The organism is Vagococcus elongatus, assembly GCF_003987645.1.
Taxonomy (GTDB): Bacteria; Bacillota; Bacilli; order Lactobacillales; family Vagococcaceae; genus Vagococcus_A; species Vagococcus_A elongatus.
On record NZ_NGKA01000019.1, the window covers coordinates 18948 to 43572 of the forward strand.

Genomic DNA, 24625 nt, shown 5'->3' on the forward strand with positions numbered 1-24625 from the left:
GGAAGAAAAATGACATTAGGATCTTTCAGACTAGGTTTTCGGACATTTAAAACAGCATTATCAGTTGCCATATGTATCATTTTGTTTAATTTTTTTGGCGACCATTCGCCAATGATTGCGTCATTAGCAGCCGTTTTTGCTTTAAGGGAAGACCTTTCCAGCACCTATTCATTTGGCGGCTTAAGAATTTTTGGTACGGTTATCGGCGGATTAGCAGCAATCGGCTACTATTTCTTACAACAGCCCTTTCACCAAAAAGACATTATAGAAATTATTCTGATTCCTTCCTTTGTTGCCGTGATTATCATTTTTTTAAATGGTATCAATATGAACAAAAGTATTATTGCCAGTGTTGCTACCTTTTTAGTCATTGTCTTTGGGATTCCACAAGGTGAAGCTTACCTTTATATTATCCAACGGACATTTGATTCTTTCATTGGGGTCATCATTGCTGTGGCCGTCAATCGTCTCGTAAAATCACCGCCACAAGAAATTGAAGAAGCCATCAGCCAAAAAGAAGCTGCTGAAGAAGTTGAAAAACTAAAAATCAAAGAACTTGAAAAAGAAATCAGCGAATTGAGAAAAAAATTAGAAGATAAAAAATCATCTCACTAGTTTAGCTATTTGATAAGGAGTGAGAAAAAGCCTTTCCCACATTTTACTTCCTGTGTTTACTTGCTAAAATCAAGACCATTAACCAAACTAACAGGGAAAATTAAGATAAATCAAATCATAGGCAAACCAATCTTATGATTTGATTTATTTTTTAGCTTAGTTCATACGTCTTTTAGACGGTCAGGGCAAGTCCTAACAACCCTGAACCAAAAAAGTAATGACTGACATCCATGAAAAAGGTAAAAGAATAACCGTCTATTTTTCATCGAGATAACGATTATAATTTAATTAAAAAATTGCCGCCAGCTTAAACGGTACGATCGCTCTTTATAAGTGTATTGTATCATTTTTGAACTTTTTTGCTAAACAGCAAACTCAATTAAACAGCTCTAACGGGCTCTCAGGACCTCTTGTAAGTTTTTGAAGAGTTGGCAACACGCTTTTAGGCAACATAGCTGGAGATTATATCGTTTAAATAATGTATTATATTTATAGTTAAGGGGGATGATGATTATGAATAAGGAGCAACAAATATTTTGGGAAGAGTTTAAAAAACAGAATTCAAATTTAGCTGAAATAAATTTTGGCCATGCTTGGGGATTTGGAGATTCTTCTGAAATGGCCGATAGATTAGCCAATCTAGTCTTAAAAGGAGAAAAAACAACGACTACAGGTTCATTAATTGAATATGAAATTGTTAATGAAAAAGTTCCTGAAGTTGATATGACACTATTTGACATTTTATTAAATGGAAGTGACAAACCAGTAGCTATTTTAAGAACTACAAATATTTTTGTAACGCCTTTTAGTAAAGTTACAGAAGAACACGCTTATAAAGAAGGGGAAGGAGACAAGACTCTATCTTATTGGCGTATGTCTCATGAAACATACTGGAAAAGAATTTTTAAAGAATTAAATATAGATATTGATATCCCGACAATGGATGTTGTGTGTGAAGAATTTGAAGTCTTTTGGAAGCCTTAAAATAGCTATTTAAGAGTTAAATCATCACAATCTCGATTATATGAAGTTAAAATAAAAGTTCATATTTAAGCGTCAAAAGACCTTTACATTGCTATAATTGCAATAAATGTAAACTACCTTTGATGGGAAAAACATAGAATATCGAATAAGATAATGAGTAAGGAGAATGAAATGAACATTGGAGAATCCATAAAAATTAATCGTAAAAAATTAAGTTTAACTCAAGATGAATTGGCAGAAAAAATTCATGTATCTCGGCAAACTATATCTAGTTGGGAGAATTTGAAAAGTTTACCTGATATTACGAGTTTAATTTTATTGAGTGATGTTTATGAAGTCTCCTTAGATGAATTAATAAAAGGAGATATTTCTATGGTTAAAAAATTAGAGTTCAAAAAAAGTAAAGTTAAGTTCAAGGAAAAAATTATTCCTAACTTGATTATCAATTTATTGTTACTTGTAATAGTATTTATTCTAGGTTTTACGGGTTATAAAAATGACATTGTTTATTACATTATAATAATTTTATTTTGGCTTAATCTTCATGCTATTCCATCTGAATTTAAAGAATATAAAGACATATCTAAAAAAATGGATAAAATTAAGGAATAAATCTAATATCAAAGTACTTTTAGCGGAAAGAGTTTAAATAAAATATCTAGTTAATGAATGGCTTAGTAAACATATTAAAGAATTATGCGAAGTACTTACTCCCCAAGAAATAGAGACGAAGAGATTTTGAAAACAATGTGGCATAGCTCAAGGCGTACTGACAATGTTTATTGGTACGTCTGTTTCTTTTGTCAAAAGATCGTGGATTGGATCAAAAAAAGAGATGAACATCAATTAAAATATTCTATTGATTGAATAAACGTTGCCAAAACCTTTAACTGTCCGCACCGGATCTTCACTGGCCTGCTATTAAATCTCAACTGGAGTCAGTTCTTTGCAAGGTCAAAAAAAACGAAAAAAAAAAATCAAATCCACGCTCAGAAATCGAGCGCGGATTTTTTGATTATTTATTTTCAGTATCAGAAATATTTACTACCTTGTGTTCTCCACGCTTAGAAAAATTTTCTATCAATTCTTTGACATCTAAACCTGTCGTTTCTTTCAAGGTTTCTTGTGTGGCAGCCAGCAAATTAGTCGCATAATCCGTCACACGATTAGCCCCGCTTCCCTCGCCGCCGTGACCGGTATCCACGACAGAAATTTTATCAATGTTACCAAGAGGTTGTGCCGCCTCTTTAACAATTGACGGAAGCATTTCTATGACCATGCTAAGGACTGCTGCTTCACCATATTGTTTGAATGCTTCTGCAATCTTCTCTTTTGCTTCTGCTTCAGCTTGTCCTTTTGCCAAAATAGCTTCAGCAGCTGCCAGACCTTCCAAACGTACTTGTGAAGCATTTGCTTCAGCCATTGCTTCAATTCTAAATCTTTCGGCTTCTGCCTGAGCAACTTCACGTGCCTTCCCTGCTAAAGCTTCTTGTTCTTTGGCATAACGGTCAGCATCAGCTTTTTTCTTCACTTCAGAATCATATTGTTTCTCACGACGAATGATTTCTTTTTCTTCCAGCTCGATTTGCTTTTGCCTCTCGATGACTTTAACTTCCATCTCTTGGGCGATTACTTCTTGTTGCGCCCTGGCACTTTCCAACCCGTAAGCTTGGTCAGCACGTGCTTTAGCAATATCTTGTTCTTCTTTATACGCTGCTAATTTCAATTCTTTTTCTTTCGCTGCTTCGGCAATTTCAGTCTGCCGTTCCAGTTCAGATTTTTGTGATTCTTTTTCAGCTTGCGCCCGCTTGATTCTAGTTTCTTTATCTGCTTCAGCTTCTGCAATGTTTGCATCACGTTTGACTTGAGCGATCCTCGGTTTACCAAGAGAATCAAGGTAGCCGTTTTTATCTTTCACTTCCTTGATAGTAAATGAAACAATGATCAGACCCATTTTGGCCAAATCGACACTGGCAACTTCTTGAACACTTTGACTAAATTTATCTCTGTTTTGATAAATCTCTTCAACGGTCATGGAGCCAAGAATCGAGCGCAAATGACCTTCCAATACTTCACGGGCCTCGTTCTCTAACTCGTCCCTTGTCTTACTTAAAAACTGTTCCGCTGCAGTAGCAATTTCTTCCACAGAAGAACCTATTTTAATAATGGACGTACCGTCAGCCATCACTGGTACACCCTGTTCTGTGTACACTTCCGGTGTAGAAACGTCTAACTTGCTTGATAATAGGCTTAACCGATTCGAACGTTGAAAAACAGGAAGTACAAAGGCTCCGCCCCCACGAACGATTTTTACTTTATTGCCAGCCTCGTCACTATGAACATTTTTAGTTCCTAAATAGGAACCACTGATAATTAAAGCCTCATCAGGTTTTGCTGTTTGATATTTTGAGACAAACACTATCAGCAGCATTAAAAAAACAAATACTGCAATACCAATGGGTATAAAAAACATTTTCTTTTCCTCCTGACATCAAATAAAATTCTCTTTATACGGAACAACGTAACAAACTCTTTCTTTGATTTCGATAATCAAAACTTCTTTTCCCGCAAGTATAGGCTCCTCTTGCGGTTCGTAAAGTGTTGCTGGCCGAGTCAAAGAACCAGTGACACTTTTAAACTGAATTTCTCCCATTCCTTTGACGGGGATTGGTGTGACCACTGTTGCAATTCGTCCTTCCATATCTTTCTCCGAAATCGATATCGTCGCTTCAGAATTTCTCAAAGGAACGATGATATAAAAATTAAGCAAGAAAACTAGCAAGGTGGAAATCCCGCCACTGAGCAAGAATATAGAAATGCTGCTTAAATCAACAAATTGTTCCCCTAAATATCCAAAAAGTGACGTAAACGCAACCCAAGGCACAATCAGCATCGGATCAACAGGACCGTCAAAATCAAAAATATCTCCAAATAGAAAAAGCAATACTGCTATCCCGGCACAAATCAATAGAGCATAAAAGTAAATGGTTTCTAATTGTACCCCTTCAATCATTTCATCACTCCCTTTCCTCCAACAAGCGTATCTCTATTTTATCAATTGTTAGTTAAAAAGAATAGTAATTTCATCGAAAACTTACATGTTATAAAAAAATAAGACACTGTCTGTCTGTTATGTCTCTTTGTCAGAAATATAAGAGTGTCGCTTATCTACTTTCACCAATTTTTTTTGCTTTCCGAAGGCTAATTTCCTAGAAATTAGCTACGTGACTAAAAAAATTCTAAAGAAAATAAAATTGCACAGCAGACATTTTTGATAATGCGCCGCGCAATTTAGTCATGGTAAAGTATTGAATTGTCTCTATTTCGAAAATTGTCAAAAATTTCCTAACCCTTTTTAAATACTCTGACCTCATCACAAAAAATCAGAATGGCTTAAATTTCTTTACGAGAGAAACGTAAATAACAAGTAAGACAATTCCCACCATCGCAACACTTTTTAATGTGACATAACTGAACAAATAATCAGCGATATTAACGCCAAAAAAGACTAAAATCAAAGCCAACTCCAATTTATACTTTTTTATAAAGTTCACACCAACCACTCCTTTTTTTGCTAACCAATGCCATTATATCAACTAATTTCAGCAATGAACAGAAAAGTACCAAAACATAGAACGACTATCCCTGAATAAAACTGTTATTAAAAAACGCACAGGACTAACCTATACGTTTGCGTTTCTTAGTGATTTCTTTCTGACAATTCGGACAAATAAATTTTGCGTGATTTCCGGTAACGTGGCCAAGTATCTCATTTGCTTGCTGTTCATTCTCAAAATTTACCGTAGAAAACTCAGAGTCATCCGTGTCTAAAGAGACTGTTGGGGGTTCAAAAGTGACACCTGTGAACTGCATACCGCAAGAACAGCGGATTTTGTACTTCAACTTGTCATTCTCCATTGAATCACCTCTATCCAGATTATACGCCTTGGTAGAGAAAAAACAAAACAAATATACAAGCCAAAGTTAAAGTCCTAGCCAGCCCAAAGATTATTGGAAAACAAGTTATAGATAACCCAAATTCCGCCATTGTCAATAACACATATAACACTTGGCCTAGCTGCCTGAACAAAAATTTAAAACCCTCTCTTTAGGAACAAAATCAATCTTAATGAATAACCATGACCTCAATCAATTGTCTCACTAGCGCTGGATCACCTGCCGGAATTTCTACGATATGTCTTTCATCAACTATTTTTTGCGTTATCTGCCTGATATATTCTTCATCGCTCCGATAAGGTTCATCTATATGCCAATGGGAAGGAACATTATACTGAGTAATCGTTCCATTATGATTACTCGAGTAAATAACGTGCCCTTCAACCGTCATATTTCCAGACAACACTGTCACATCTTCCGGATAGGAAACACTTCCTTGATCGTACTGATCGATGGGACTCCCAGCTTTAATTTTAGCTACGTTAAGATTAAAATCAAAGTCTGGTGAGGACATGTATGGAATAAAGTTTTCACCCATCACTGCGAGCCACACTCGCGCATACTCAATTTGCAAGTCCGAATATCCGGATAAAATCTCCAGAACGGCCTCTGCTTTCGCCTTCGAACTATCGCCACTTGACATATCAGATTCACCAGCATCTTTTTTTACAGAAGCAATCTCCTCTGAATGACCAGTAGTCGTACTATCAGCAGTTTCCTCTTTTATTTTATTTTTGGTCGCCAAGGTGGAGTCATCTCCAGATTTTTTTGTTTCTTTATTCTTAGCAGAACATCCCCACATCAAACCTAAGCAAATAAGGCCCGCTGAAAATACTAAAAGCATTTTTTTCATATTCTACATCCTCCAATCACCTACATAACATTATTATTACACAACCGTCGCCAAAATTATACCTTCGTTAAAATATATAAAGCAGGTTCCCAGACATAATCAGTCTAGAAAACCTGCCTCTTTTGATTTTCTCTTATCGTTTACTACTTAACTCAAACAATTAGTCTTTATTCATTAGATTTCAATGCTTCAATCATATCGATGTTTTTCAATTTCCGGTGCATCACATACATCACGATTCCTGAAAACAGTAAGGTCAGGATACCTGCGTAAACAAAACTCTCCCAGTGTATCGTTGGAGAAAACATCACCATATCCACTTCTGCTGTTTGAAGAACAAACGTATGCAGTAATTTTCCTAACACCATGCCCACAATGATTCCCAGCCACGTTAAGATATTATTTTCCCGATACACATACATGGTGACTTCATTGGGATAAAAGCCAAGGACTTTGATCGTTGACAACTCTCGGATACGCTCTGAAACATTAATGTTGGTCAAATTATACAGGACAATAAATGCCAACAAACCTGCACAAATAATCAGAACCCAAACAACGATGTTCAAACTGCCGATCATATCAGACATCGACTTACTTGCATCACTGGTAAACGTGACGTTTAATACATTGTCTACTTCCATGAGCTTGGTCGACAGAACATCCTCTTCTTTACTGGTCAGCTTCTCATTAAAAATCAGCAAATCCGTTTGATACGAGGGACTTTCTCCAAACATTTTTTCATAATAAGCCGGTGTCCCGTAAACATAGTGCATTGCATAGTTTTCAACAATATCTGCAACTTTAAATTCATAGGTTTGATCCTCATCGTCTGTCATTTCAAAGGTATCACCTACACTTAAATCAAAGAGTTTGGCCAGCTTTTCTGTCACCAACACGCCATCATCGACCATTTTATAGGTTTCACCTGATTTGCGATCATTGAATAATACAAATTTATCCATTTCCTCAGCTTTTTCAGGAACTTCAAAAATCACATCTTGATTTAAAACATCTTGGCCGTTCATGGTAAAGTTTTTCATTGCCACTGCCATTTTTTTATCATAAGCATCTTCTTCAGCTAAAATTTCTTTATAAACTTGTTCCTCTGTTTCTTCATCCTCGTCTTTAGTCACTATCGCTTGATACTGCCAAAGCTTGCCATACTGAATAGAAACGACATCTGAAATGGAATCTCTGATACCAAAGCCTGTGACCATCAATGCCATACAACCCGCCACGCCGAAAACCGTCATAAACATTCGCTGCTTGTAGCGAAACAGATTACGAGCCGTCACCTTGTGATTGAAATTCAGCCGTTTCCAGATAAAAGTCATTCTCTCCAGAAAGATACGTTTTCCGGCTCGTGGTGCTTTAGGCCGCATCAATGTTGCCGGCTTGCTGAATAAATCGATTCGCAAAACTACCAATGTAGAGAGTAGCGTACACGCAATAGCAACAATAAATGACTGTATAGCATAACTAGTATAATAGGTAATCTCCACTGTAGGCAGATCATACATTGCCCCATAAGCATCAAAGATTATTCTTGGGAACAAATTAAATCCAATCACTAACCCCGATACCGTACCAATAATCGTGGTAATTGTCGCATAGACGACAAATTTTTGGGAAATTTCAAAATTCGTATAACCCAAAGCTTTCAGAGTCCCAATTTCCCCTCGCTTCTCCTCAACCATTCTAGTCATTGTCGTTAAACAGACCAAAGCCGCAATCATGAAGAAAAACACAGGAAACACGGTTGCAATGGAAGAAATCCTATCTGCGTTTTCGCTGAATTCCAGATAACCCGGATTATCATCGCGAGAAGAAAAAAGGTATTCTGGTAGTTTCAACTCAGCTAACTCTTGCTCTTTCTCTGCTAATTCACTCTTAGCATCCAGTAACTTTTCTTCTTCCTCTGCCAGCTCTGTTTCAGCCTCAGCCAACTTTGTTTTGCCTTCTTCAATTTCCTTTTTAGAAATTTCTATCTGGGCGGCGATTTCCGGTAACTGGGTCATGCCGCTTTGTTCTGCTTGGTCAACTTGAGCTTGAGCAGCATTCAGTTTATCCTTTTCATCTGCCAGCTGTGCCTTGCCCGTCGCCAATTCTTGTTCCCCGTCGGAAATCTTCGTTTTGGCTTCCTCAATTGGTTCGGAAGCTTCTTTCTTTATTTCCGCTAGGCGTTCTTGGGGACGAGAAGAAAAATCTTCTTCCAATTGTTCCAGATGGTCCTCAATTTTATCATCATAATCATCAGTGTAGACAATTTCTTTCGCTAAATCTCTATAGGTTAGATAGATTGTCGTATAAGTCTCCATCTCAAAATCATCTTCAGAAATCACCGCAAAATAATCAATGGAGCCTTTGCCGACATTTGTTCTCCCACGGGAAGTTTTTTCAATGTATTGGGGAGAATACACAAAGCCTACAATTTCAAAAGAGGTTACCTTGAATTGATCCTTTGTTTCTTTATCAGTCACTAGCTTGTACTGATCACCAATTTGATAATCGTCCAGCGTTTGAGCCGACTGGTCCAGCACAATCTCACCGCTTTTCTTCGGCAAACGACCTTCTGTCACGACCAGTTGATTCAACGCTTTTTTATCTGACGGGTCAAAGGAAAGTACACGAATTGTCCGACTGTCTTCTTCAAAATTCACATCCAAATCATAACCTGGCTGGATTTTATCAATACTTTTATTTTTCTCTAAGATGGCCACATCATCTTCTGTCAGCCCCATAGTAGAGACGATACTTGCTTCCATCAACGACTGTTTTTTATAATACTTATCTACTGTGTCCAGCATGTTAGGGCCAGTTGCCTTGATCCCTACATAAAACGAAACACCCAGCATGATAATCCCGAGGATGGAAAAAAATCTGGATTTTGATTGCCAAATTTCTCTAAAAATTGTTTTTCGCAACGATTTTTTTCTCACAGTCTCACCTACCACTCAATCGTTTCTACAGAAACTGGATTTTCATTGATTTCAATCTCACGTACTGTGGCATCATTGATATGAATCACTCGGTCTGCCATCGGTGCAATAGCAGAATTATGCGTGATGACTACTACCGTTTTCCCTGTGATACGGCAACTGTCTTGAAGTAATTTTAAAATTTGTTTCCCTGTTTTATAGTCCAAAGCCCCTGTCGGCTCATCACACAACAGCAGCTTAGGATTTTTAGCCAGCGCCCGTGCAATCGCCACTCTTTGCTGCTCCCCGCCGGACAATTGTGCCGGAAAATTATCTTTACGGTGAGATAATCCCACCTGTCCCAAAACTTCATCTACGTCAAGTGCGGCAGAAGTCACCTGAGAAGCCAACTCCACATTTTCTTTCGCAGTCAGGTTTGAGACTAGATTATAAAATTGAAAAACAAATCCCACATCAATCCTTCGATAAGTCGTGATTTTTTTCTCGTTAAACGTAGCAATATCCGTCCCATCCACAATGATCTGTCCCTCATCACAATTATCCATGCCTCCGAGGATATTCAAAACTGTAGATTTTCCAGCACCGCTTGGACCAAGAATGATGGCAAATTCCCCTTCATTGATTGAGAAGTTGATATCATTATTAGCCACAATAATATTTTCACCCATGTGATAACGCTTATAAACATTTTTTAATTCTACGTAGCTCATTTTTTACCTCATTTTGATTTTATTTTTATTCTTTACCAATATAACGCGTCCCTTGAATGACTGTTTGATACAATAAATGACCCATTTCTTCTTCTGATTCCTGCATTCCCTCTTCGAACCATTTTAAAATTATCCCCGCACTGCCGCCAACAATAAATGTGATGAGATAGTTAGTCCAATTGGAGCTGGAATTTGATAAATCAAATTCTTCTGCAAAATCGTCTTTAAACAACCGGCGAACAAGCTGATCCATCTGATAAACAAAAGTCAAGGTCGTATCAGTTGATAAAATCAGGGAAGCAATCTTCTCATTTTCTCGAATACAACGGAACACACCGTAAAATGCCGCCATCGTTGACTTTGATGTTTCTTCTTCAATCATTTTCACTAACTCTGTCAATAGTTGTTGGCTAAGTTGTTGGAGCATGTCGTCAGGATCTTTATAGTGCAAATAAAATGTAGCTCGGCTGATACCTGCTCTTTTAGTCAATTCACTCACACTGATAGCATTGATCTCTTTTTCTTTTGATAACGACACAAAGGCATCCAATAATTCTTGTTGTGTTTTTAAGATTCTCTTGTCCGTCTTTTTCATCAAAACTCCTCCAAATCTGTATAAATTTTCTCACAATAATTGACAACTGTCAATTATTTTATCTGTTTGAAATTTCCATATTCTTTTGTATAATAGTCATACTTAATGGAGGTTGAAAATGAAAAAGAAGCCATATAAAAAGAAATCATATAAATCTAGTCTTGCCAGAAATAAAAAAAAGAACAAACTGTTCCTCATAGGAGCCATAGTGGTTTTAGTTCTTGGGCTCATCGGTGTTGAATTACCAAAAGCAATGATGGATTTTTTTGATGTGCCAGAAGTCGGCACAGTAACTAAAATCCAACCTGATGATCAACAAACAAACAATGGTTCCGACGAGAAAGCCTCGCATTTTTCTGCTGAAGACTTAGCATTTGAAGGGAAAGGCTGGATCGCCTACGGTCCTCTTGATAAAGATCAGCGGGCCACCGGTGCAGACGCTCTGATTACTAAAGAAATGATTGGTACCGGCACTAAAGCAAACAGCAACATTCGCCCCCCCGGCTTTATTTCTGGACTGGCACCCCACGGACATTCTCGGGGACACTTGATTGGCAAACAGTTTGGCGGCAGCGGAGATGACGAACGAAACCTGGTCACTTTATTTCAATATCCCGTCAACTCGCCTTACATGACCAAATATGAAAACAGAATTCGCCAAGCCGTAGATCAGGGTGAGACAGTAAGGTATCGTGTAACGCCTCTATATGATGGAAACGAACCGATGCCCGCTGCTATCCAACTAGAAGCTAAAAGTATTTCTTCTAACGGCAGCATTGACTTTGATGTGACGATTATGAATAAGCAGGAAGAGGAATAATCATGATAGGACAGTTATTTATTACTCAGCTGCTGGCATTAGAGGATGATTCGATAGTCTCCTTCAAAAAGATGCTTGCCAGCGAAAAAATTGAAGAGGTCAACGATGTGTTGATTTTTCAACAACCAATGGTGACAGATGTTTTTAATAACGTGAGTCAATCTTTGTACTCTCCTTATACTATCTCCAATAATTTTTTGCTGGAAAATGAAGCTGAAGTTTTGGCGATGACGATTGATGGAGATTTTATTTGCGGCAATGAGCAGTACACCTATTGCATACCAAAAAATCTGCTTAAATCCGATATGGAAAAATTTAATCTGCCTATAAGGAGTTTTTTTCTAGCACTGGAATCCGGTGAAGAGCAATCTCAAATCCTTCCCGATCATCTTTTTTGAAACACTCTGCCGGAAAGAAACAAGCCTAAGTAGCAGCAGCTTTTGAAAAGAGGGATTTAATGAAAAAAATCATGCTTACTAAAGACAATAGTCCTATCTATTATGATGTTTTGGGCGAGGGGAAACCTCTATTATTTCTCCATGGCAACAGCCAAAATAATCGTTATTTTGAAAAACAAATCAAGGATTTCTCAAAAAATTACCAATTATTTTTGCTGGATACAAGAGACCATGGCAAATCCAGAAATACCCAGAAACATTTGGACATGGCTTTAATCATCGAAGATATCCGCCAACTGATGACAATTGAAAAATTAGCCTCCCTTAGTATGATTGGTTTCAGCGACGGGGCGAATATTGCTCTGACCTATGCTTGCAAATATCCTGAACAAGTAGAAAAATTAGTTTTATCCTCCCCTAACGTTTATGCAGAGGGACTTAAAGCTGCCCATCTTGTAAAATCAACTGCTTTACTTCGTTTGACACGTTCATTTAAACTGACAAAAATCAGCCGTGTCATCAATTTAAGCCTAACCGATTTACCCATCACTAAGGGGGAAATGAAAAAAATCACCTGTCCAGTCTTAGTTATAGGAGGAGCTTTCGATATCATCAAGCTCAGCCACATGGAAAAAATAGCAGAGCAACTGCCCAACGCTTCTTTTATCGTGGCTAAAAATACAGGCCATTCTGTGCCGAGACTGCGGCCCAAATGGTTCAATCACCATGTCTTGTCTTTTTTAGCTGAAAAAAATTAGTTGATTGCCTTTCGTACAAACAAAAAATAAAAAAATTCCCCATGAGATAGATTCATTGATTCTGTCTCATGGGGGTCATTTTCAATTTTTTAATTCTCTCAAATATAGACATTTATAAGCTGCCAACAACGACAATCAAAACTGTCGTTCTTTTTGCCATTCTTCCGATAAAAAGTAATGATTATCAATTTTAATTTTGTCTTTAGGTTCCTTTTTATCTTTTAAAAATGTCTGCAAGTCCTGATCTAACAGTAACCAGCCGCGCCAGCCAATATGTATTGTATCTTCCATAAAGTAATCTTCTCCACGAAGGTGTGTGTAATCTGCTACTTGGTTAAATCCTTGGGAATGCAGCTGCTTTGTAATTTTTTCACTAAAGTCATCCAGCATCTCTCTAGACAACCCCGTATAGTCCGACCAACGTTGATTGACTGGCGGGATAACGAACAAGGCATCCACATTATTTTCTGCCAACTCATTTAAAACCAGTTGGAAATCCGAAAATTCAGGGGACTCAAGATAATCATAAGATGTCTGAGAATTTTCCAGCTTGTCTTTTAACGGTGCAATCCGCTGTGAATAAAAATTATTGGCAATGCCAAAGTCATTATTAGTTGTTTTCTGCTCGCCTATTTTATATGCAAGTGTCTCTAATTTCCCCAATGAATAATCTTCCGGAAGTTCATTGATTGCTTTTTTAATCCGGCTTTCCTTGTGTTGAATGGCTATCCGACTGAAAATCAAATCTTCGTGCGCCAGCAAGTTGTATTGCCGGCGACAATTTTTAAGTTCCAGCTTTGATAATTTTTGCTGCTCTTCGATTTTCCCCAACATCTGACTTAACCTAGTATCAGAAGTAATGCTAGAGAAGCTCAATAATCGCTCCGCTACAAACTGTTCATCTTCCCCAATTTCTTTTCCTTCAAGGGACAGCAGCCACTGATAGGTTTGCAAAGGCGAGTAGTAAACTGAAAACATCTGATCACTCACACCGTTCTTGACGAACCACTGTGGAGAAATGATAAACACAATCTGCTTTCCTTTCAGCTCATCCTTCATCGAATGAAGCATAAAAAAATGCGACAATGATTGTGTGCCCGGTGCCCCCAAAAGAAACGGCTCATATCCCCGATGATACTTTCTTGCCATCACTGTAGGATGAAAAGCATTGATCCGACTCAGCTCAGAAGAACCCAAAAAAGGCAAGTAGTCCGAGGAAGCGGCCGCACTATTTTTATAGGTATTCCCTTTAATCACATTGATGGACATGGAGGGGGCAGACTTCTTCAATTCTTTTTGCGACGGTGCTTTGAGCCAGTCTATCGGAGAAAAAAACAGTGCCAATAAGAGCAGTACTGCAAGCACTAGCGGGCCCAGAGCCATTGTTATTTTCTTTTTCATGATTATCCCTGCAAGCTGACTACTTGATCAATAATTTGTTGAGGTGTGCCCCAATCTGATCGATCAAATTCTGACACTGGCACCGTCACATCCAGTTGATTTTCAAGTTCTACTAACAACTGTACGGTTCCCAATGAGTCTAAAATACCTTCGTCATAAAGGTCCATATCTAAGACTTCTTTGACCTCGTCACTTCCAGTGATTGATTCTAATATATCCAAAACGGTTTCTTTTGTTGTCATAATAAATCCTCCTAAATGTTATAAGTGAAAAAAAGTTTGAGCAGTGTATCAAAGTAGCCTGAAAAAATCAGTAAACTAAAGCAAACAGCATGAAAAGTCAGAAAAATAGATAATCCTTTTGTTGCCATATTGCTTGGGATTTTTTCCTTGTGTTTCTTTTTAAAGCGAATCCAAGCATCCGTCAAACAGATGAGTGACGCATGGAATAATCCGTAAACGATATAATACCATGTCAGTCCGTGCCAAACGCCCATAATGAGAAATAAAGCAAAGTAGCCCACATTAGAAGCTACGATTCGACTTTTGAATACTTTTTTCTTTATTAATGTAAACATCAAACGCATATAGACATAATCTCTGAACCAAAATGACAGAGACATGTGCCATCTGTTCCAAAACTCTTTGATATTGGCACTGATAAAAGGTTTGTTAAAGTTTATCGGTGTTTCATGCCCTAATAGGTAGCTGACACCGACAGCAAACAAACTATATCCCGCAAAATCAAAGAACAAATAAAAGCTGTAAGTATACATGTAACCTAAACTGCCTAAGAAAAGAAAGCCTTGATTCACCGCCTTATCTTGGATAATCGGTAACAGCTGGCTCCCTAAAACATAACCGATAATAAACTTATACAGACAGCCGATAATGATGTAATGAATACCTTTGCCCAATAGTTCAACATATTTTTCGCTGGAAGGCGGTTGATGAAGCTCCGCAGTAAACCGGCGAAAACGATCGATAGGTCCGGAAGATATGGTTGGGAAAAAAATCAAAAATTGTATGTAATCTCTGAGTCTCAGCTCTTTGATTAATCCGTCCCGTATTTCCATTATTACTTGAACTGATTTGAACGTAAGATATGAGTACCCTAAAAAATATAATAAGGGCTGTGTTTCCGTATAAAGTGGCAAAACTTTGATTAATATCATCGGCAAAAGACTTAAAAAGATACTCAGATAAAACCAGCTGCCACGGTTCGCTGTTTGCCGGTAGCGAACATAACTAGCAGCTATTAAGAGTTGCCACACCACATAAGCAATTAAAGCAAACCCTTGCTGACGATGGGGTCCGCCAAAACTCATCCACAAGAAAAATAATGTGAGAAAAGCTTGATATCCTCCTAATCGTTTGCCTTTCAAAGAAGCAAAAATCGACGGCAGCAATAAAATTCCCAATATGACAAAATAAAAAGGTTTTTCATAAGGGGTTAAAAATGGGAAAGCACTCAACCATTGACTCATGACGGATTCACCTCTGCCATCAGCTGTTTACGATCGATTTTTCCGTTGCTGGTCAAAGGCAGCTGCGAAGCAAACACAAATTTTTGCGGCATCATATAAGCCATTAATTTTTCTTTCAACAAGCCTTTTAATGCTTTGGCAGTTTCTCTAGGATTTTCCGGCTCCCCTTGTTCCAAAACCACATAAGCAATCAACTGCTGAACTTTATGATTTTGATATTTAGGAACCACACAGGCTTTTTGGACCGATGACAAACTCAAAAGATGGTGGTCAATGTCGCCCAGTTCCATACGATACCCATGCCATTTGATTTGGAAATCCAACCGTCCCTGATAAAACAGCAGACCATCCTTCAAGTAACCCCCATCTCCTGTACGATAAGCTGGTAATCCTTGGTAGGAAAAAAAGGATTCAGCCGTTTTGTCTGCATTTCTGAAATATCCTCTAGAAACACTTGGCCCTGCAATCACTACTTCACCAAACTCGCCCTCTGACAAAGGTTGGTCCTGATCGTCAAAAATATATATTTTAGTATCTTCTTTTACTTTTCCTAGGGGTAATCGTTCATATTTCTCTAAAATTTCTTTGGTGATTTGAACACCAGAAACCGCAACCGTAGCTTCTGTCGGTCCATAAGTATTATATATTTTTGCTTGAGGAAAACGTTCCAATAATTTATCAGCGACTTTATGAGGCAGCTCCTCGCCGCAAAACAAAAAATGAGATAGCTCCGGCAGTGTCCCTGCCCTGAAGTCGGGAGTCACTAAACAAATTTCTATTAAAGAAGGGGTAGATACCCAAACATTTAATTTCAAATCAGGCAGTGTTCGAAATAAAACCGGGAAATTATCAACCGTGTCTTTTTCAAGGGGAACCAGTGTCCCGCCCGTCAATAGTGCAGGAAAAACATCCATAACAGACAAATCAAATGAAAATGGTGCCTGACATAAATACCGCTGACCTTGAGCAAGACTAAAATCTGTCATCATCCACTGAAGAAAACTTGCCAGATTATTGTAACTGATTTGAACTCCTTTAGGTTTTCCAGTGGTCCCTGAGGTAAAAATGATATAGGTCAAATCATCTCCTGTAACCTGATTTTCAGAAGGATAGGATTTGCTTTTTTTAACAATCTCATCAAACTCTTTAAGACGAACCAAGTGTTTCGCAGGTATTTCCCACTGATCAAAAGCTACGACACAAACTGGTTCTGCCTCCTCATGAATCAGCTTTATCCGTTCCGCAGGCGTATGGGAGTCTACCGGGACATAAGGATGTCCTGCTTTCATACAGGCAATAAAACTTACCAATACTTCTTTGGTCAGTCCTCCTGCCACTAAAATAGGCTCTTTACCTGAAAATTTACTACTGAAATACGCAGCTAGGCCATCCGATTCTTTCTCTAGTTCGCCATAAGTCAACGTCTCCCCAGTTTGTCTGTCATCGAAACACAAGTGCATCGGTGCAGTTTTTGCTGTTTGGCTAATTGCCTCAAGGATTAAATTTCCCATTGTTTCATCACTCCCTTTTACCCGTTGTTTAATTTCCAAAACTCTGACTGGTAGTTATTACCGGTTGGATTCTGTCTAAAATCCTTCAAAATACTCGGCTTCATGTCATCTTATATGTCCTAAAATCTAATTTCCCTTAGAATTGGTTATAAATAAATGACCCTCCGCCCACATGACTGTAATGATATAGGTAAAACAGAACGAGTAGAATAAGGAAATACAGCACGGTTTTTCCAACAAAAATCCCTGTGTTTTTTATTTTTTCATTCTGATAAGCCTTCGTTAATCTCAAAAACATTTTAATCACATTCCTTTCTCAAGATACTTTAGTTATAAATGAATACACTGATAGGAACTCCTGTGTATTTTTCATCAATCATCAAAAATCATATCTGACCCTATCATAGTATTCTTTTCTCCGAACTTCTATCCATCATTTGGAGGAATATTATCTCCTACTTAAGACGGATTTTTTCGGATAATTTAATGTTAGCTCCCGAATACGTTTAGTATTATATCACCGGGATTCCATCACACAACTAACAAAATTGTAAGGTAACTAATAAGTTGCACCATAAGACCTTACATGTTCAAAAAAATATTTTAAAGAGCTCTTGCTAAAAAGTAAACTAAAAAAACTGACAATCCTCGTCATCGTCTTTGACTGAATTTTTATCAATTAATACTTTTACGGAGTAAATTGAGATGGAATTTTTAAAAAAACCGGCAGAGAAATTTTCTCTGCCGATTTCACGATTTATATTCAATTTTCTGTTTCTCTGCCTCCCAATGCCTTAGCTTAAAAAGCCGCTACTGCTTTAGGTGATTTTCAAACAAGATGGTAAGAACTCTCAAAAAATTAACATTACTTAAAATCGTCATCGGAAAAGAGAACATCGATTCGTCATAAGATTAATGTAGATAAATTATAGAACGATGAAATAAATTTCAAGCTTAACATCATCTTTTATGCTTCATTTTTAATCTGGTCTTCAGGTATCATGGAATAATCGTACATGACTTCCGAATGATTGTCCCAGATTAGATCTTTGGAAACAACACGTCCCGTTGTCCGGTCAGTCGTTTCTTTGTAAATTTTGGAATTGCGAAAATATTTATTTTGTTCCTTTTTAAAATGATGGTTCTCCTCAACTATCCCGTATGACCAAGGGAATTCCCGTTCGCTCCTTAATTCAGCATGCAGCATTTCACCTTCGCACCAGACAAGCAGTTGAATCAGTTGATCCGTGTTATTTTTAAAACGATAGTCAAGATTGTTATAGCTGACTGAAGTCCCAGCAGCTAGTGGCGTTCGTTTTCCCTCATCGGGCGCCAAAGCATCAGAATGGGTGTGGAATTCAGTGACTTCCAATGGACTATGAACAATAAGCAAATGAATACTATTACTTAAATTGCAGATGCCCCCGCCAATGCCAAGAACTAGTTTATTCTTTTGAATCACCCGTCCTTTGCTATACCCTTTTTTTTCAGATATTCTCCCTACAAGTTGCCAAAATGAAAAAACTTCACCTGGCCTAATTAAGATACCGTTAATCTTTTTGCAGGCCAAATCGATGTTGTTGGCCTTATTTATTTGCGAATCTAAATTCACACCTGCGGCTCTTTTAATCATATTCGATGCGTTATGAGATACTACATTAGGTAACTTCTCCGTCTGAAAGTCCTGTGCAAATTTTTCCTTATTCAGTAAATCTTGTAAATGCCGCTTATAAATTTCTTTTTGTAAAGAAATAGCATAGCAAGTCGGATTGATGTCGCAAAAAAGCTTGTCTTTATTCCACAGCATTATTTACTTTCCTCCTTTATGGATATTTCCTATCCTGTTTTGATAAGATTTACGCCAATTATAAGAATGTAAGATAAACTTTTCGATATTTCTTTTTATCCCTATTTTCTTTTCGTCTTCATACCTTAAGTACTTGACCAGAATATTGTCCATCCCACATTTATTAGCCCCCAGTATATCTGTGAACACTTGATCTCCTATCATGACAGCCTCTTCGATCTTTATATCAAGCATGTCTAAAGCTTTCAGATAATTCATGACATTGGGCTTGTCAGCATCACTTATGAAGGGTGAGTCGATATTCTTAATAAAGCTTTCAATTCTTTCATCACAATTATTAGATAACAGCATCGTTTTTAAACCTGTTTGATGAATAACCCTGAAAAGTTCGTCAACCTCTTTAGTGGAATCCTCTCCGTGATGAACAAGGGTATTGTCGATATCAAAAATAACTCCCCTATATCCCATGGTATACAATTTTTCATAGTCAATCATAAAAACACTTTCCACATATTCGTAGGGGTAAAACTGCTTTAACATTCCTTCATCCTCCAAATTCCAACGATGTTTCTTTACAGTTCTTCTTCATATAATCACACACATGATTGATTTGATTACCAAACCCGCTCTCAAACTGATTGTTAAAAAAAGCTTCTCCAATCGTAAATGCCCACGGAACTACGTCCTTTATTGTATCAAGCTTTTGAAAACTATTTATACTGCCCGCAATACACACCGGCCCATCTACCTGTGCCACAATTTCTCTAATTAAATTTTCTGAATCACCCGTAAATCTGTAAGCTAGCAAATTTACTCCCGCTGCACCTTTACGAATGTATTCGTTCGCTTCTTTGATCATTTCTTCGACGCTTCCTTCAAGAACCGAAGGGCGATGCTTAACATCCCCAACAAACGGCATATATTGGATTTTGTTTTTTCGGCAAAGTTCACTGACAGAATCAAAAAATATAGTGCCTATTAAAATATGGCATCCACATTCAACAGCAAGCTCTGCCCCTTTCAAACACTCCTCCTCTGTATATTGTACCACTTCCAAAATCGTTGTTTTTCCACATGCTTTCATATAGGAGTATAATTTTTTCATTTTTTCAACCGAAAGTCCTATTTCTTTAAAGCCCCAAAACTGTGCTTTCGAATCTTTGTATTTCTCAAAAACATCGTACGCGTTGGCTACCGTACAATCATTTAGTGTTAGCATAACAATCAGACTCGGATTGCTTTTCAACATGTCATTATCTCCTTCCAAAAAGAAAAAATCCATTTTTAGGAAAATCGTCTAATAATTCGATCAAAGTTATCGAAGTTTCTACAGATCCCAACCAAACTTTACTGCTTTTTTTAAATCTCCACGTAACCTTAACATCAGACAGCAGTCAATAATCTCCTAGTCTTTACTTCTTTTCAAGGAAATAATATCGGTCACTTAGCACACATGTAACATGTGTTTTTTTACATTGAAATAAAAGCTGTTCAATCCTCTCGCACTTATAATCATGATGGTACATGCAGCATCAGCTGATACTATCCAATAGAAAAAATGTCAAAAAAAAGAAAAGAGACTCTTATTTTTTTAATTTTAAAGGATATCCCTCAAGTAGCACTTTACCTAAAATTCCAGTGAGTCACTGCTAGTCAAATGCGTTTTATTATGTTCATAATTGTATCAAAATAAGGGGAGTAAATAAAGAGAAAGTTAGTCTATCAAACGAGTCTTCTGATGATACGTGCCAGTAATGTTTGCTCCCGTTGCTGTTCATTTATCATCTCTTTTACATCACGGGCCTATTCCTCTCATACGTCACGTTTATTTTTGCTTGGAAATCACAGTATTCAAAACGATTAAAATTAAGCTTTGTGGGAAGTGTATCATGCCTTTGGGCTTTCTCTATGGTCTGATTTCAGTCATTGTTTGCTCCTCTTCCTCTCTGTGGTAAGGAAGTCTAAACCCAAAGTCATATCAAACAGTTTGTATCAATATAAAAGCTCCTTAATATACTCTCAAAATAACAATGGGAGTTATCTAAAATGTGAATATTTTAAATACCATTCACGACAGGAATCGTGTAGAAAGCATAGAAAAAGAGTGATCACGTGGTGCTCTCAATCACTCTTCTAGCAGTACCCTATTCTTCTTCGTCTTCCGTTTCAAAATCCAAATCGGAGTCGATATCATCTTCATCAACGACAGTCAGTTCATCCTCAACACCCTCAGGAATTTCATCTTCATCGTCTATATTATCTGCGCCGATTTCAGATAAATCTTTATCGTAAGCAGAAATTTCTTCCTCTTCTTCTTCCTCATCATCAAGAATATAGTTGTCATCTTCGTCAGTCAAATCACTGTCTTCTGGGTCATCATCATTGTAATCGATGGCATCTTCATCATCCATATCAAGGAAAGCATTCACACGCTTGCGTTTTTTGCGTTTCGGACGATCCTCATCGTCTTCGTCATTATAACTTGTCACTTCTTCATCAATCGAATCGATCGGATACCATGACCGCAATCCCCAGCGATTTTCTCCCAGAGAAATAAAACTGCCGTCAATATTTAAATCAGTATAAAATTGAGATAAATCTTCACGGATATCACTATCAGCTTTTCCTAAGTAATTTTGAATTTGATTCACAAGATCAGAGAAATCCATAATGTCCCCACGCTCTTCTAAAATAGCATGAGCCACTTCGATCATGGATAATTCTTCTTTATTAACACCATTAAACGCTTTTATCTCCAATCATTACACGTCCTTTCAAAGTCTACTGTTTATCATACATGATTACCACGCCATAATGCAATCAAAAAAACATTTTATGCTGTAAATTTAAGTCTTAGATGGTAAACTCCCAGTTTTTCCTGCCCAGCATACAATTCATAATCAATAATAACGTTCCCTGAGGCCGGCCGATCCTTCAAAGTCACCCGCAAATTGTTAGTGATCGTTCTGATTTGCATCATACCAAAAGGGGTACGGTAGTTGGTATAGTTTTCCTCCTGATAGCTGAATCTAAGACGCATTCTGTGCTCATCCGCTCTAATCAGCTGTACACTTCCATCAGACTCGATCTTAAACGTCACGTTGATGTCATCCTGTGTGCCGTCTTCCCGTTTGACTGGTTCTTGGTACCGAAGATATAAGCTGTCGCCGATTTGAACAAATTGGCCTGGCACATCAAAAAAATGTTCATCCAACTGCCCGTTTTGAAATATTTCTGTTTGCAACTGAATAGCTATTGGGATACTACTTGTTTTCATTCTGCTTCGACTCCTAAATTTAATCATCTTTCACTATTTTACCAAATTATTTTTCTTTTGTCCCATTGATAGGCACCTCGATTCCATTGGAAAATGATACTCAGACAAAAATCAAAGCAAAAAGTAACTTTTTCTTTTGAAATCAGCTATAATTAACAGTGAAAGAAATTATGAAAAAGGAAAATAATTCATGAAAAAATATATTAAAGGGCTCCGTTCTTATGCTCCTAAACTGGCAGATCAACAAGTTGTTAAACAATCAGATGCTTTTCTTCCCTTTGCCTTAACAGATGTTTTGACGGCTGAGGCAGGTGAAAACAATTCAGCTATCATCCATTTTTGGGAATTTGAACAGACCGTTATCTTAGGTATGAAAGACTCTCGGCTTTTATACTTTCCAGAAGCACTCAACTACTTGACAAAACAAGAGTACCATCCAATGCTAAGAAGTTCCGGAGGTTTAGGAATCGTTGCCGATCAGGGAGTCCTGAACATCTCTTTTATTTTACCTAATTTCCCTGATAATAAACTTAATATTCAACAAGGCTATGAATTTGCTGTCCAAATCGTCAAACAAGTTTTTTCGGACTTTCCTGTCACTATTGAAGCACGTGAAATCAGTGACTCCTATTGCCCCGGAAGCTATGACTTAAGCATTGACGGAAAAAAGTTTGCCGGTCTTGCACAACGGCGGATAAAAAATGGTATCAGTGTGATGCTTTACCTCAGTGTTTCAGGTAATCAAAAAAAACGGGGCGAGTTGATGGCAAACTTTTATCATGCCGGTTTGAAAGAAGCTTTCGGCACCAATGGTTTCCCGCCGGTTAATCCCGACACCATGGAAAATTTAAATACTTTATTGAAAACATCTTTTTCTATGACCCAGCTAAAAGAAAAATTTAGCCATGTGTTTCAAAACTTATTTGATTTAACACTTGATGACACCTATCTTGAAACAATGAATCAGTCAAAAAAGTTTAATCAAAGTATCCTGAACCAACTGGAGCGCATGGAAAACCGCAACGCTGCCATCACAGATATTCTAGGAGGTGACTATGGAAAAAACAGTTAGAGAGCAGCTATTACCAATTGAAAAAGTCTTTCGCGACCCTGTGCATAATTATATCCATGTGCAGCATCAAGTCATTCTCGATTTGATCAATTCAAAAGAATTTCAACGTCTGCGCCGTATCAAACAATTAGGAACCACTTCTTTTACGTTTCACGGAGGGGAACACAGCCGTTTTTCTCATTCTCTAGGCGTGTATGAAATCACCCGGAGGATCTGCAATATTTTTGCCAGAAACTTTTCTATTAAAGACAATCCGGTGGATGGTTGGGACGATTCTAACAGACTGATTGCTCTATGTGCAGCTCTGCTTCATGATGTAGGTCATGGTCCCTATTCACATACCTTTGAAGGGATTTTTGAAACAGATCATGAAGCCGTTACTGTTGATATTATTACTTCTCCGGAAACTGAAATTTTTTCTATTTTAAATAAGGTTGAAGAAAATTTCCCTGAGAAAGTTGCCAGTGTGATTACCAAACAATTTCCCAACCCTCAAGTAGTACAAATGATTTCCAGTCAAATAGATGCCGATCGCATGGATTATTTATTGCGTGATGCTTACTTTACCGGAACCGAGTATGGTACCTTTGACTTAACACGGATTTTACGTGTAGTACGTCCATACAAAGACGGGATTGCCTTCACTACGAACGGTATGCATGCTGTTGAAGACTACATTGTCAGTCGTTATCAAATGTACATGCAAGTTTATTTCCACCCGGTGTCAAGAGGGATGGAAGTGATTTTAGATCATCTGCTGAAGCATGCGGCAAAACTTTACCAAAAAGATGCCAATTTTTTCCAACTACACTCGCCGCTCTTGGTCCCATTTTTAGAAAATCGCTACACCTTGTCAGAATATTTAAAATTAGACGATAATGTCTTAAACTGCTACTTTATGATGTGGTGCGAACATCCTGACCCTATCCTCAGAGATTTAGCCAGTCGCTTTCTAAATCGGCGGCCGTTGAAATCAGTGAAGTTCGTCGCGAATCAAGACGAGCCCCTCATTGCCGAAATGACTGAAATCATTGAAAAACTCGGCTATGATGCAAAAAACTACACGGCCATCAACTCCAGTTATGATTTGCCTTATGATTTTTATCGGCCAAATCAAAAATCTGTCCGGACCCAAATCGAATTGATGGAACACGACGGCAGTCTAGTGGAACTTTCTAAACAAAGCTCTCTCGTTCAAGCTCTGGCAGGTGAAACTCACGGAGATGAACGTTTCTATTTTCCTAAAGAAATGTACCAGCCGGCATCAGACCTCTTTCAGGATGACACCCGTCTTTTTGCCTCTTACATACATAATGGCAAAATCATCAATCCTAATAAAAAGAGCAATTAGTGACGGATCAGCGCAGCAGGGCAGCAGTAATCACTCTTTTATATTTAACAGCAACACTCGCTTTACACATAAAAAAACAAAAAAGGAG

General features: G+C 37.7%; 25 protein-coding genes and 1 pseudogene. 8 read left to right on the forward strand and 18 right to left on the reverse strand.

Annotation, left to right across the window (positions count from 1 at the left end; translation table 11 throughout):
- Positions 1 to 9 precede the first annotated feature (9 nt).
- The 3 genes and pseudogenes from CBF29_RS10965 to CBF29_RS14065 all read left to right on the forward strand — a co-directional run.
- The gene (locus CBF29_RS10965) at positions 10 to 615 is read left to right on the forward strand and encodes an FUSC family protein (RefSeq protein WP_126809773.1); all 606 of its coding nucleotides are present in this window, start codon (positions 10 to 12) and stop codon (positions 613 to 615) included.
- A 513-nt stretch (positions 616 to 1128) separates the two neighbouring features.
- Complete coding sequence (locus tag CBF29_RS10970; protein ID WP_126809774.1) at positions 1129 to 1599, forward strand: ASCH domain-containing protein; 471 nt, start codon at positions 1129 to 1131, stop codon at positions 1597 to 1599.
- A gap of 171 nt (positions 1600 to 1770) precedes the next feature.
- Positions 1771 to 1975: pseudogene (locus tag CBF29_RS14065) on the forward strand (helix-turn-helix transcriptional regulator); the annotation flags it as partial.
- A 639-nt stretch (positions 1976 to 2614) separates the two neighbouring features.
- On the opposite strand, the gene CBF29_RS10980 reads toward CBF29_RS14065, so the two are convergent.
- The 8 genes from CBF29_RS10980 to CBF29_RS11010 form a co-directional block, all read right to left on the reverse strand.
- Complete coding sequence (locus tag CBF29_RS10980) at positions 2615 to 4072, reverse strand: flotillin lipid rafts scaffold protein FloT (RefSeq protein ID WP_126809776.1); 1458 nt, start codon at positions 4070 to 4072, stop codon at positions 2615 to 2617.
- A gap of 18 nt (positions 4073 to 4090) precedes the next feature.
- The gene (locus CBF29_RS10985; RefSeq protein ID WP_126809777.1) at positions 4091 to 4612 is read right to left on the reverse strand and encodes an NfeD family membrane protein; all 522 of its coding nucleotides are present in this window, start codon (positions 4610 to 4612) and stop codon (positions 4091 to 4093) included.
- A gap of 370 nt (positions 4613 to 4982) precedes the next feature.
- On the reverse strand, positions 4983 to 5153 hold the full coding sequence (locus CBF29_RS13795; protein ID WP_170170057.1) for a hypothetical protein: 171 nt from the start codon (positions 5151 to 5153) through the stop codon (positions 4983 to 4985).
- Between the two features lie 124 nt (positions 5154 to 5277).
- Positions 5278 to 5517 carry a hypothetical protein gene (locus CBF29_RS10990; protein WP_126809778.1) on the reverse strand — a complete coding sequence of 80 codons (240 nt, stop codon included), beginning with the start codon at positions 5515 to 5517 and terminating at the stop codon, positions 5278 to 5280.
- Positions 5518 to 5725: 208 nt separating this feature from the next.
- The gene (locus CBF29_RS10995) at positions 5726 to 6409 is read right to left on the reverse strand and encodes a hypothetical protein (RefSeq protein ID WP_126809779.1); all 684 of its coding nucleotides are present in this window, start codon (positions 6407 to 6409) and stop codon (positions 5726 to 5728) included.
- A 167-nt stretch (positions 6410 to 6576) separates the two neighbouring features.
- Entirely contained in the window at positions 6577 to 9351 is a 2775-nt protein-coding gene (locus CBF29_RS11000) for an ABC transporter permease (RefSeq protein WP_126809780.1), read from the reverse strand.
- A gap of 8 nt (positions 9352 to 9359) precedes the next feature.
- On the reverse strand, positions 9360 to 10061 hold the full coding sequence (locus CBF29_RS11005) for an ABC transporter ATP-binding protein (protein ID WP_126809781.1): 702 nt from the start codon (positions 10059 to 10061) through the stop codon (positions 9360 to 9362).
- A gap of 25 nt (positions 10062 to 10086) precedes the next feature.
- Positions 10087 to 10656: a TetR/AcrR family transcriptional regulator gene (locus CBF29_RS11010; protein ID WP_126809782.1), complete on the reverse strand. Its 570-nt coding sequence runs from the start codon at positions 10654 to 10656 to the stop codon at positions 10087 to 10089.
- A gap of 118 nt (positions 10657 to 10774) precedes the next feature.
- On the opposite strand from CBF29_RS11010, the gene CBF29_RS11015 reads away from it, so the two are divergent.
- Genes CBF29_RS11015 through CBF29_RS11025 form a run of 3 tightly spaced genes read left to right on the forward strand, consistent with a single transcriptional unit; the run spans position 10775 to position 12632 of the window.
- Entirely contained in the window at positions 10775 to 11476 is a 702-nt protein-coding gene (locus tag CBF29_RS11015) for a DNA/RNA non-specific endonuclease (RefSeq protein WP_126809783.1), read from the forward strand.
- Between the two features lie 2 nt (positions 11477 to 11478).
- Positions 11479 to 11874 carry a hypothetical protein gene (locus CBF29_RS11020; RefSeq protein WP_126809784.1) on the forward strand — a complete coding sequence of 132 codons (396 nt, stop codon included), beginning with the start codon at positions 11479 to 11481 and terminating at the stop codon, positions 11872 to 11874.
- Between the two features lie 59 nt (positions 11875 to 11933).
- Positions 11934 to 12632 (forward strand): alpha/beta fold hydrolase, encoded by a 699-nt coding sequence (locus tag CBF29_RS11025; RefSeq protein WP_126809785.1) that lies wholly within the window; start codon positions 11934 to 11936, stop codon positions 12630 to 12632.
- A gap of 135 nt (positions 12633 to 12767) precedes the next feature.
- On the opposite strand, the gene dltD is transcribed toward CBF29_RS11025, so the two are convergent.
- The 10 genes from dltD to CBF29_RS11070 all read right to left on the reverse strand — a co-directional run bounded on the left by dltD (position 12768) and on the right by CBF29_RS11070 (position 22114).
- Positions 12768 to 14033: a D-alanyl-lipoteichoic acid biosynthesis protein DltD gene (gene dltD, locus CBF29_RS11030; protein ID WP_126809786.1), complete on the reverse strand. Its 1266-nt coding sequence runs from the start codon at positions 14031 to 14033 to the stop codon at positions 12768 to 12770.
- Between the two features lie 2 nt (positions 14034 to 14035).
- A complete protein-coding gene (gene dltC / locus CBF29_RS11035) occupies positions 14036 to 14275 on the reverse strand; it encodes a D-alanine--poly(phosphoribitol) ligase subunit DltC (protein ID WP_126809787.1) in 240 nt (79 codons plus the stop codon).
- Positions 14276 to 14286: 11 nt separating this feature from the next.
- Complete coding sequence (gene dltB / locus CBF29_RS11040; protein ID WP_211334286.1) at positions 14287 to 15519, reverse strand: D-alanyl-lipoteichoic acid biosynthesis protein DltB; 1233 nt, start codon at positions 15517 to 15519, stop codon at positions 14287 to 14289.
- Positions 15516 to 17030 (reverse strand): D-alanine--poly(phosphoribitol) ligase subunit DltA, encoded by a 1515-nt coding sequence (dltA, locus tag CBF29_RS11045; RefSeq protein WP_126809788.1) that lies wholly within the window; start codon positions 17028 to 17030, stop codon positions 15516 to 15518. Before dltA ends, dltB begins: the two co-directional genes overlap by 4 nt.
- A gap of 136 nt (positions 17031 to 17166) precedes the next feature.
- Positions 17167 to 17328, reverse strand: a complete 162-nt coding sequence (locus tag CBF29_RS11050; RefSeq protein ID WP_126809789.1) for a teichoic acid D-Ala incorporation-associated protein DltX — start codon at positions 17326 to 17328, stop codon at positions 17167 to 17169.
- A gap of 669 nt (positions 17329 to 17997) precedes the next feature.
- Positions 17998 to 18837, reverse strand: coding sequence for a VanW family protein (locus CBF29_RS13865; RefSeq protein WP_342775207.1), 840 nt, complete (start codon positions 18835 to 18837; stop codon positions 17998 to 18000).
- 3 nt (positions 18838 to 18840) lie between these two features.
- Entirely contained in the window at positions 18841 to 19377 is a 537-nt protein-coding gene (locus tag CBF29_RS13870) for a YqeG family HAD IIIA-type phosphatase (RefSeq protein WP_211334287.1), read from the reverse strand.
- Positions 19378 to 19381: 4 nt separating this feature from the next.
- Positions 19382 to 20086: a hypothetical protein gene (locus CBF29_RS11060; protein WP_126809790.1), complete on the reverse strand. Its 705-nt coding sequence runs from the start codon at positions 20084 to 20086 to the stop codon at positions 19382 to 19384.
- An 895-nt stretch (positions 20087 to 20981) separates the two neighbouring features.
- Complete coding sequence (rpoE, locus tag CBF29_RS11065) at positions 20982 to 21596, reverse strand: DNA-directed RNA polymerase subunit delta (RefSeq protein WP_126809791.1); 615 nt, start codon at positions 21594 to 21596, stop codon at positions 20982 to 20984.
- Positions 21597 to 21670: 74 nt separating this feature from the next.
- On the reverse strand, positions 21671 to 22114 hold the full coding sequence (locus tag CBF29_RS11070) for a YwiB family protein (protein ID WP_126809792.1): 444 nt from the start codon (positions 22112 to 22114) through the stop codon (positions 21671 to 21673).
- Positions 22115 to 22304: 190 nt separating this feature from the next.
- Between CBF29_RS11070 and CBF29_RS11075 the strand changes: the two genes are divergently transcribed.
- Together CBF29_RS11075 and CBF29_RS11080 are read left to right on the forward strand one after the other, a co-directional pair.
- Complete coding sequence (locus tag CBF29_RS11075; protein ID WP_126809793.1) at positions 22305 to 23186, forward strand: lipoate--protein ligase family protein; 882 nt, start codon at positions 22305 to 22307, stop codon at positions 23184 to 23186.
- Positions 23170 to 24537 (forward strand): HD domain-containing protein, encoded by a 1368-nt coding sequence (locus tag CBF29_RS11080; RefSeq protein WP_126809794.1) that lies wholly within the window; start codon positions 23170 to 23172, stop codon positions 24535 to 24537. The genes CBF29_RS11075 and CBF29_RS11080 overlap by 17 nt, the downstream gene beginning before the upstream one ends.
- Positions 24538 to 24625 lie beyond the last annotated feature (88 nt).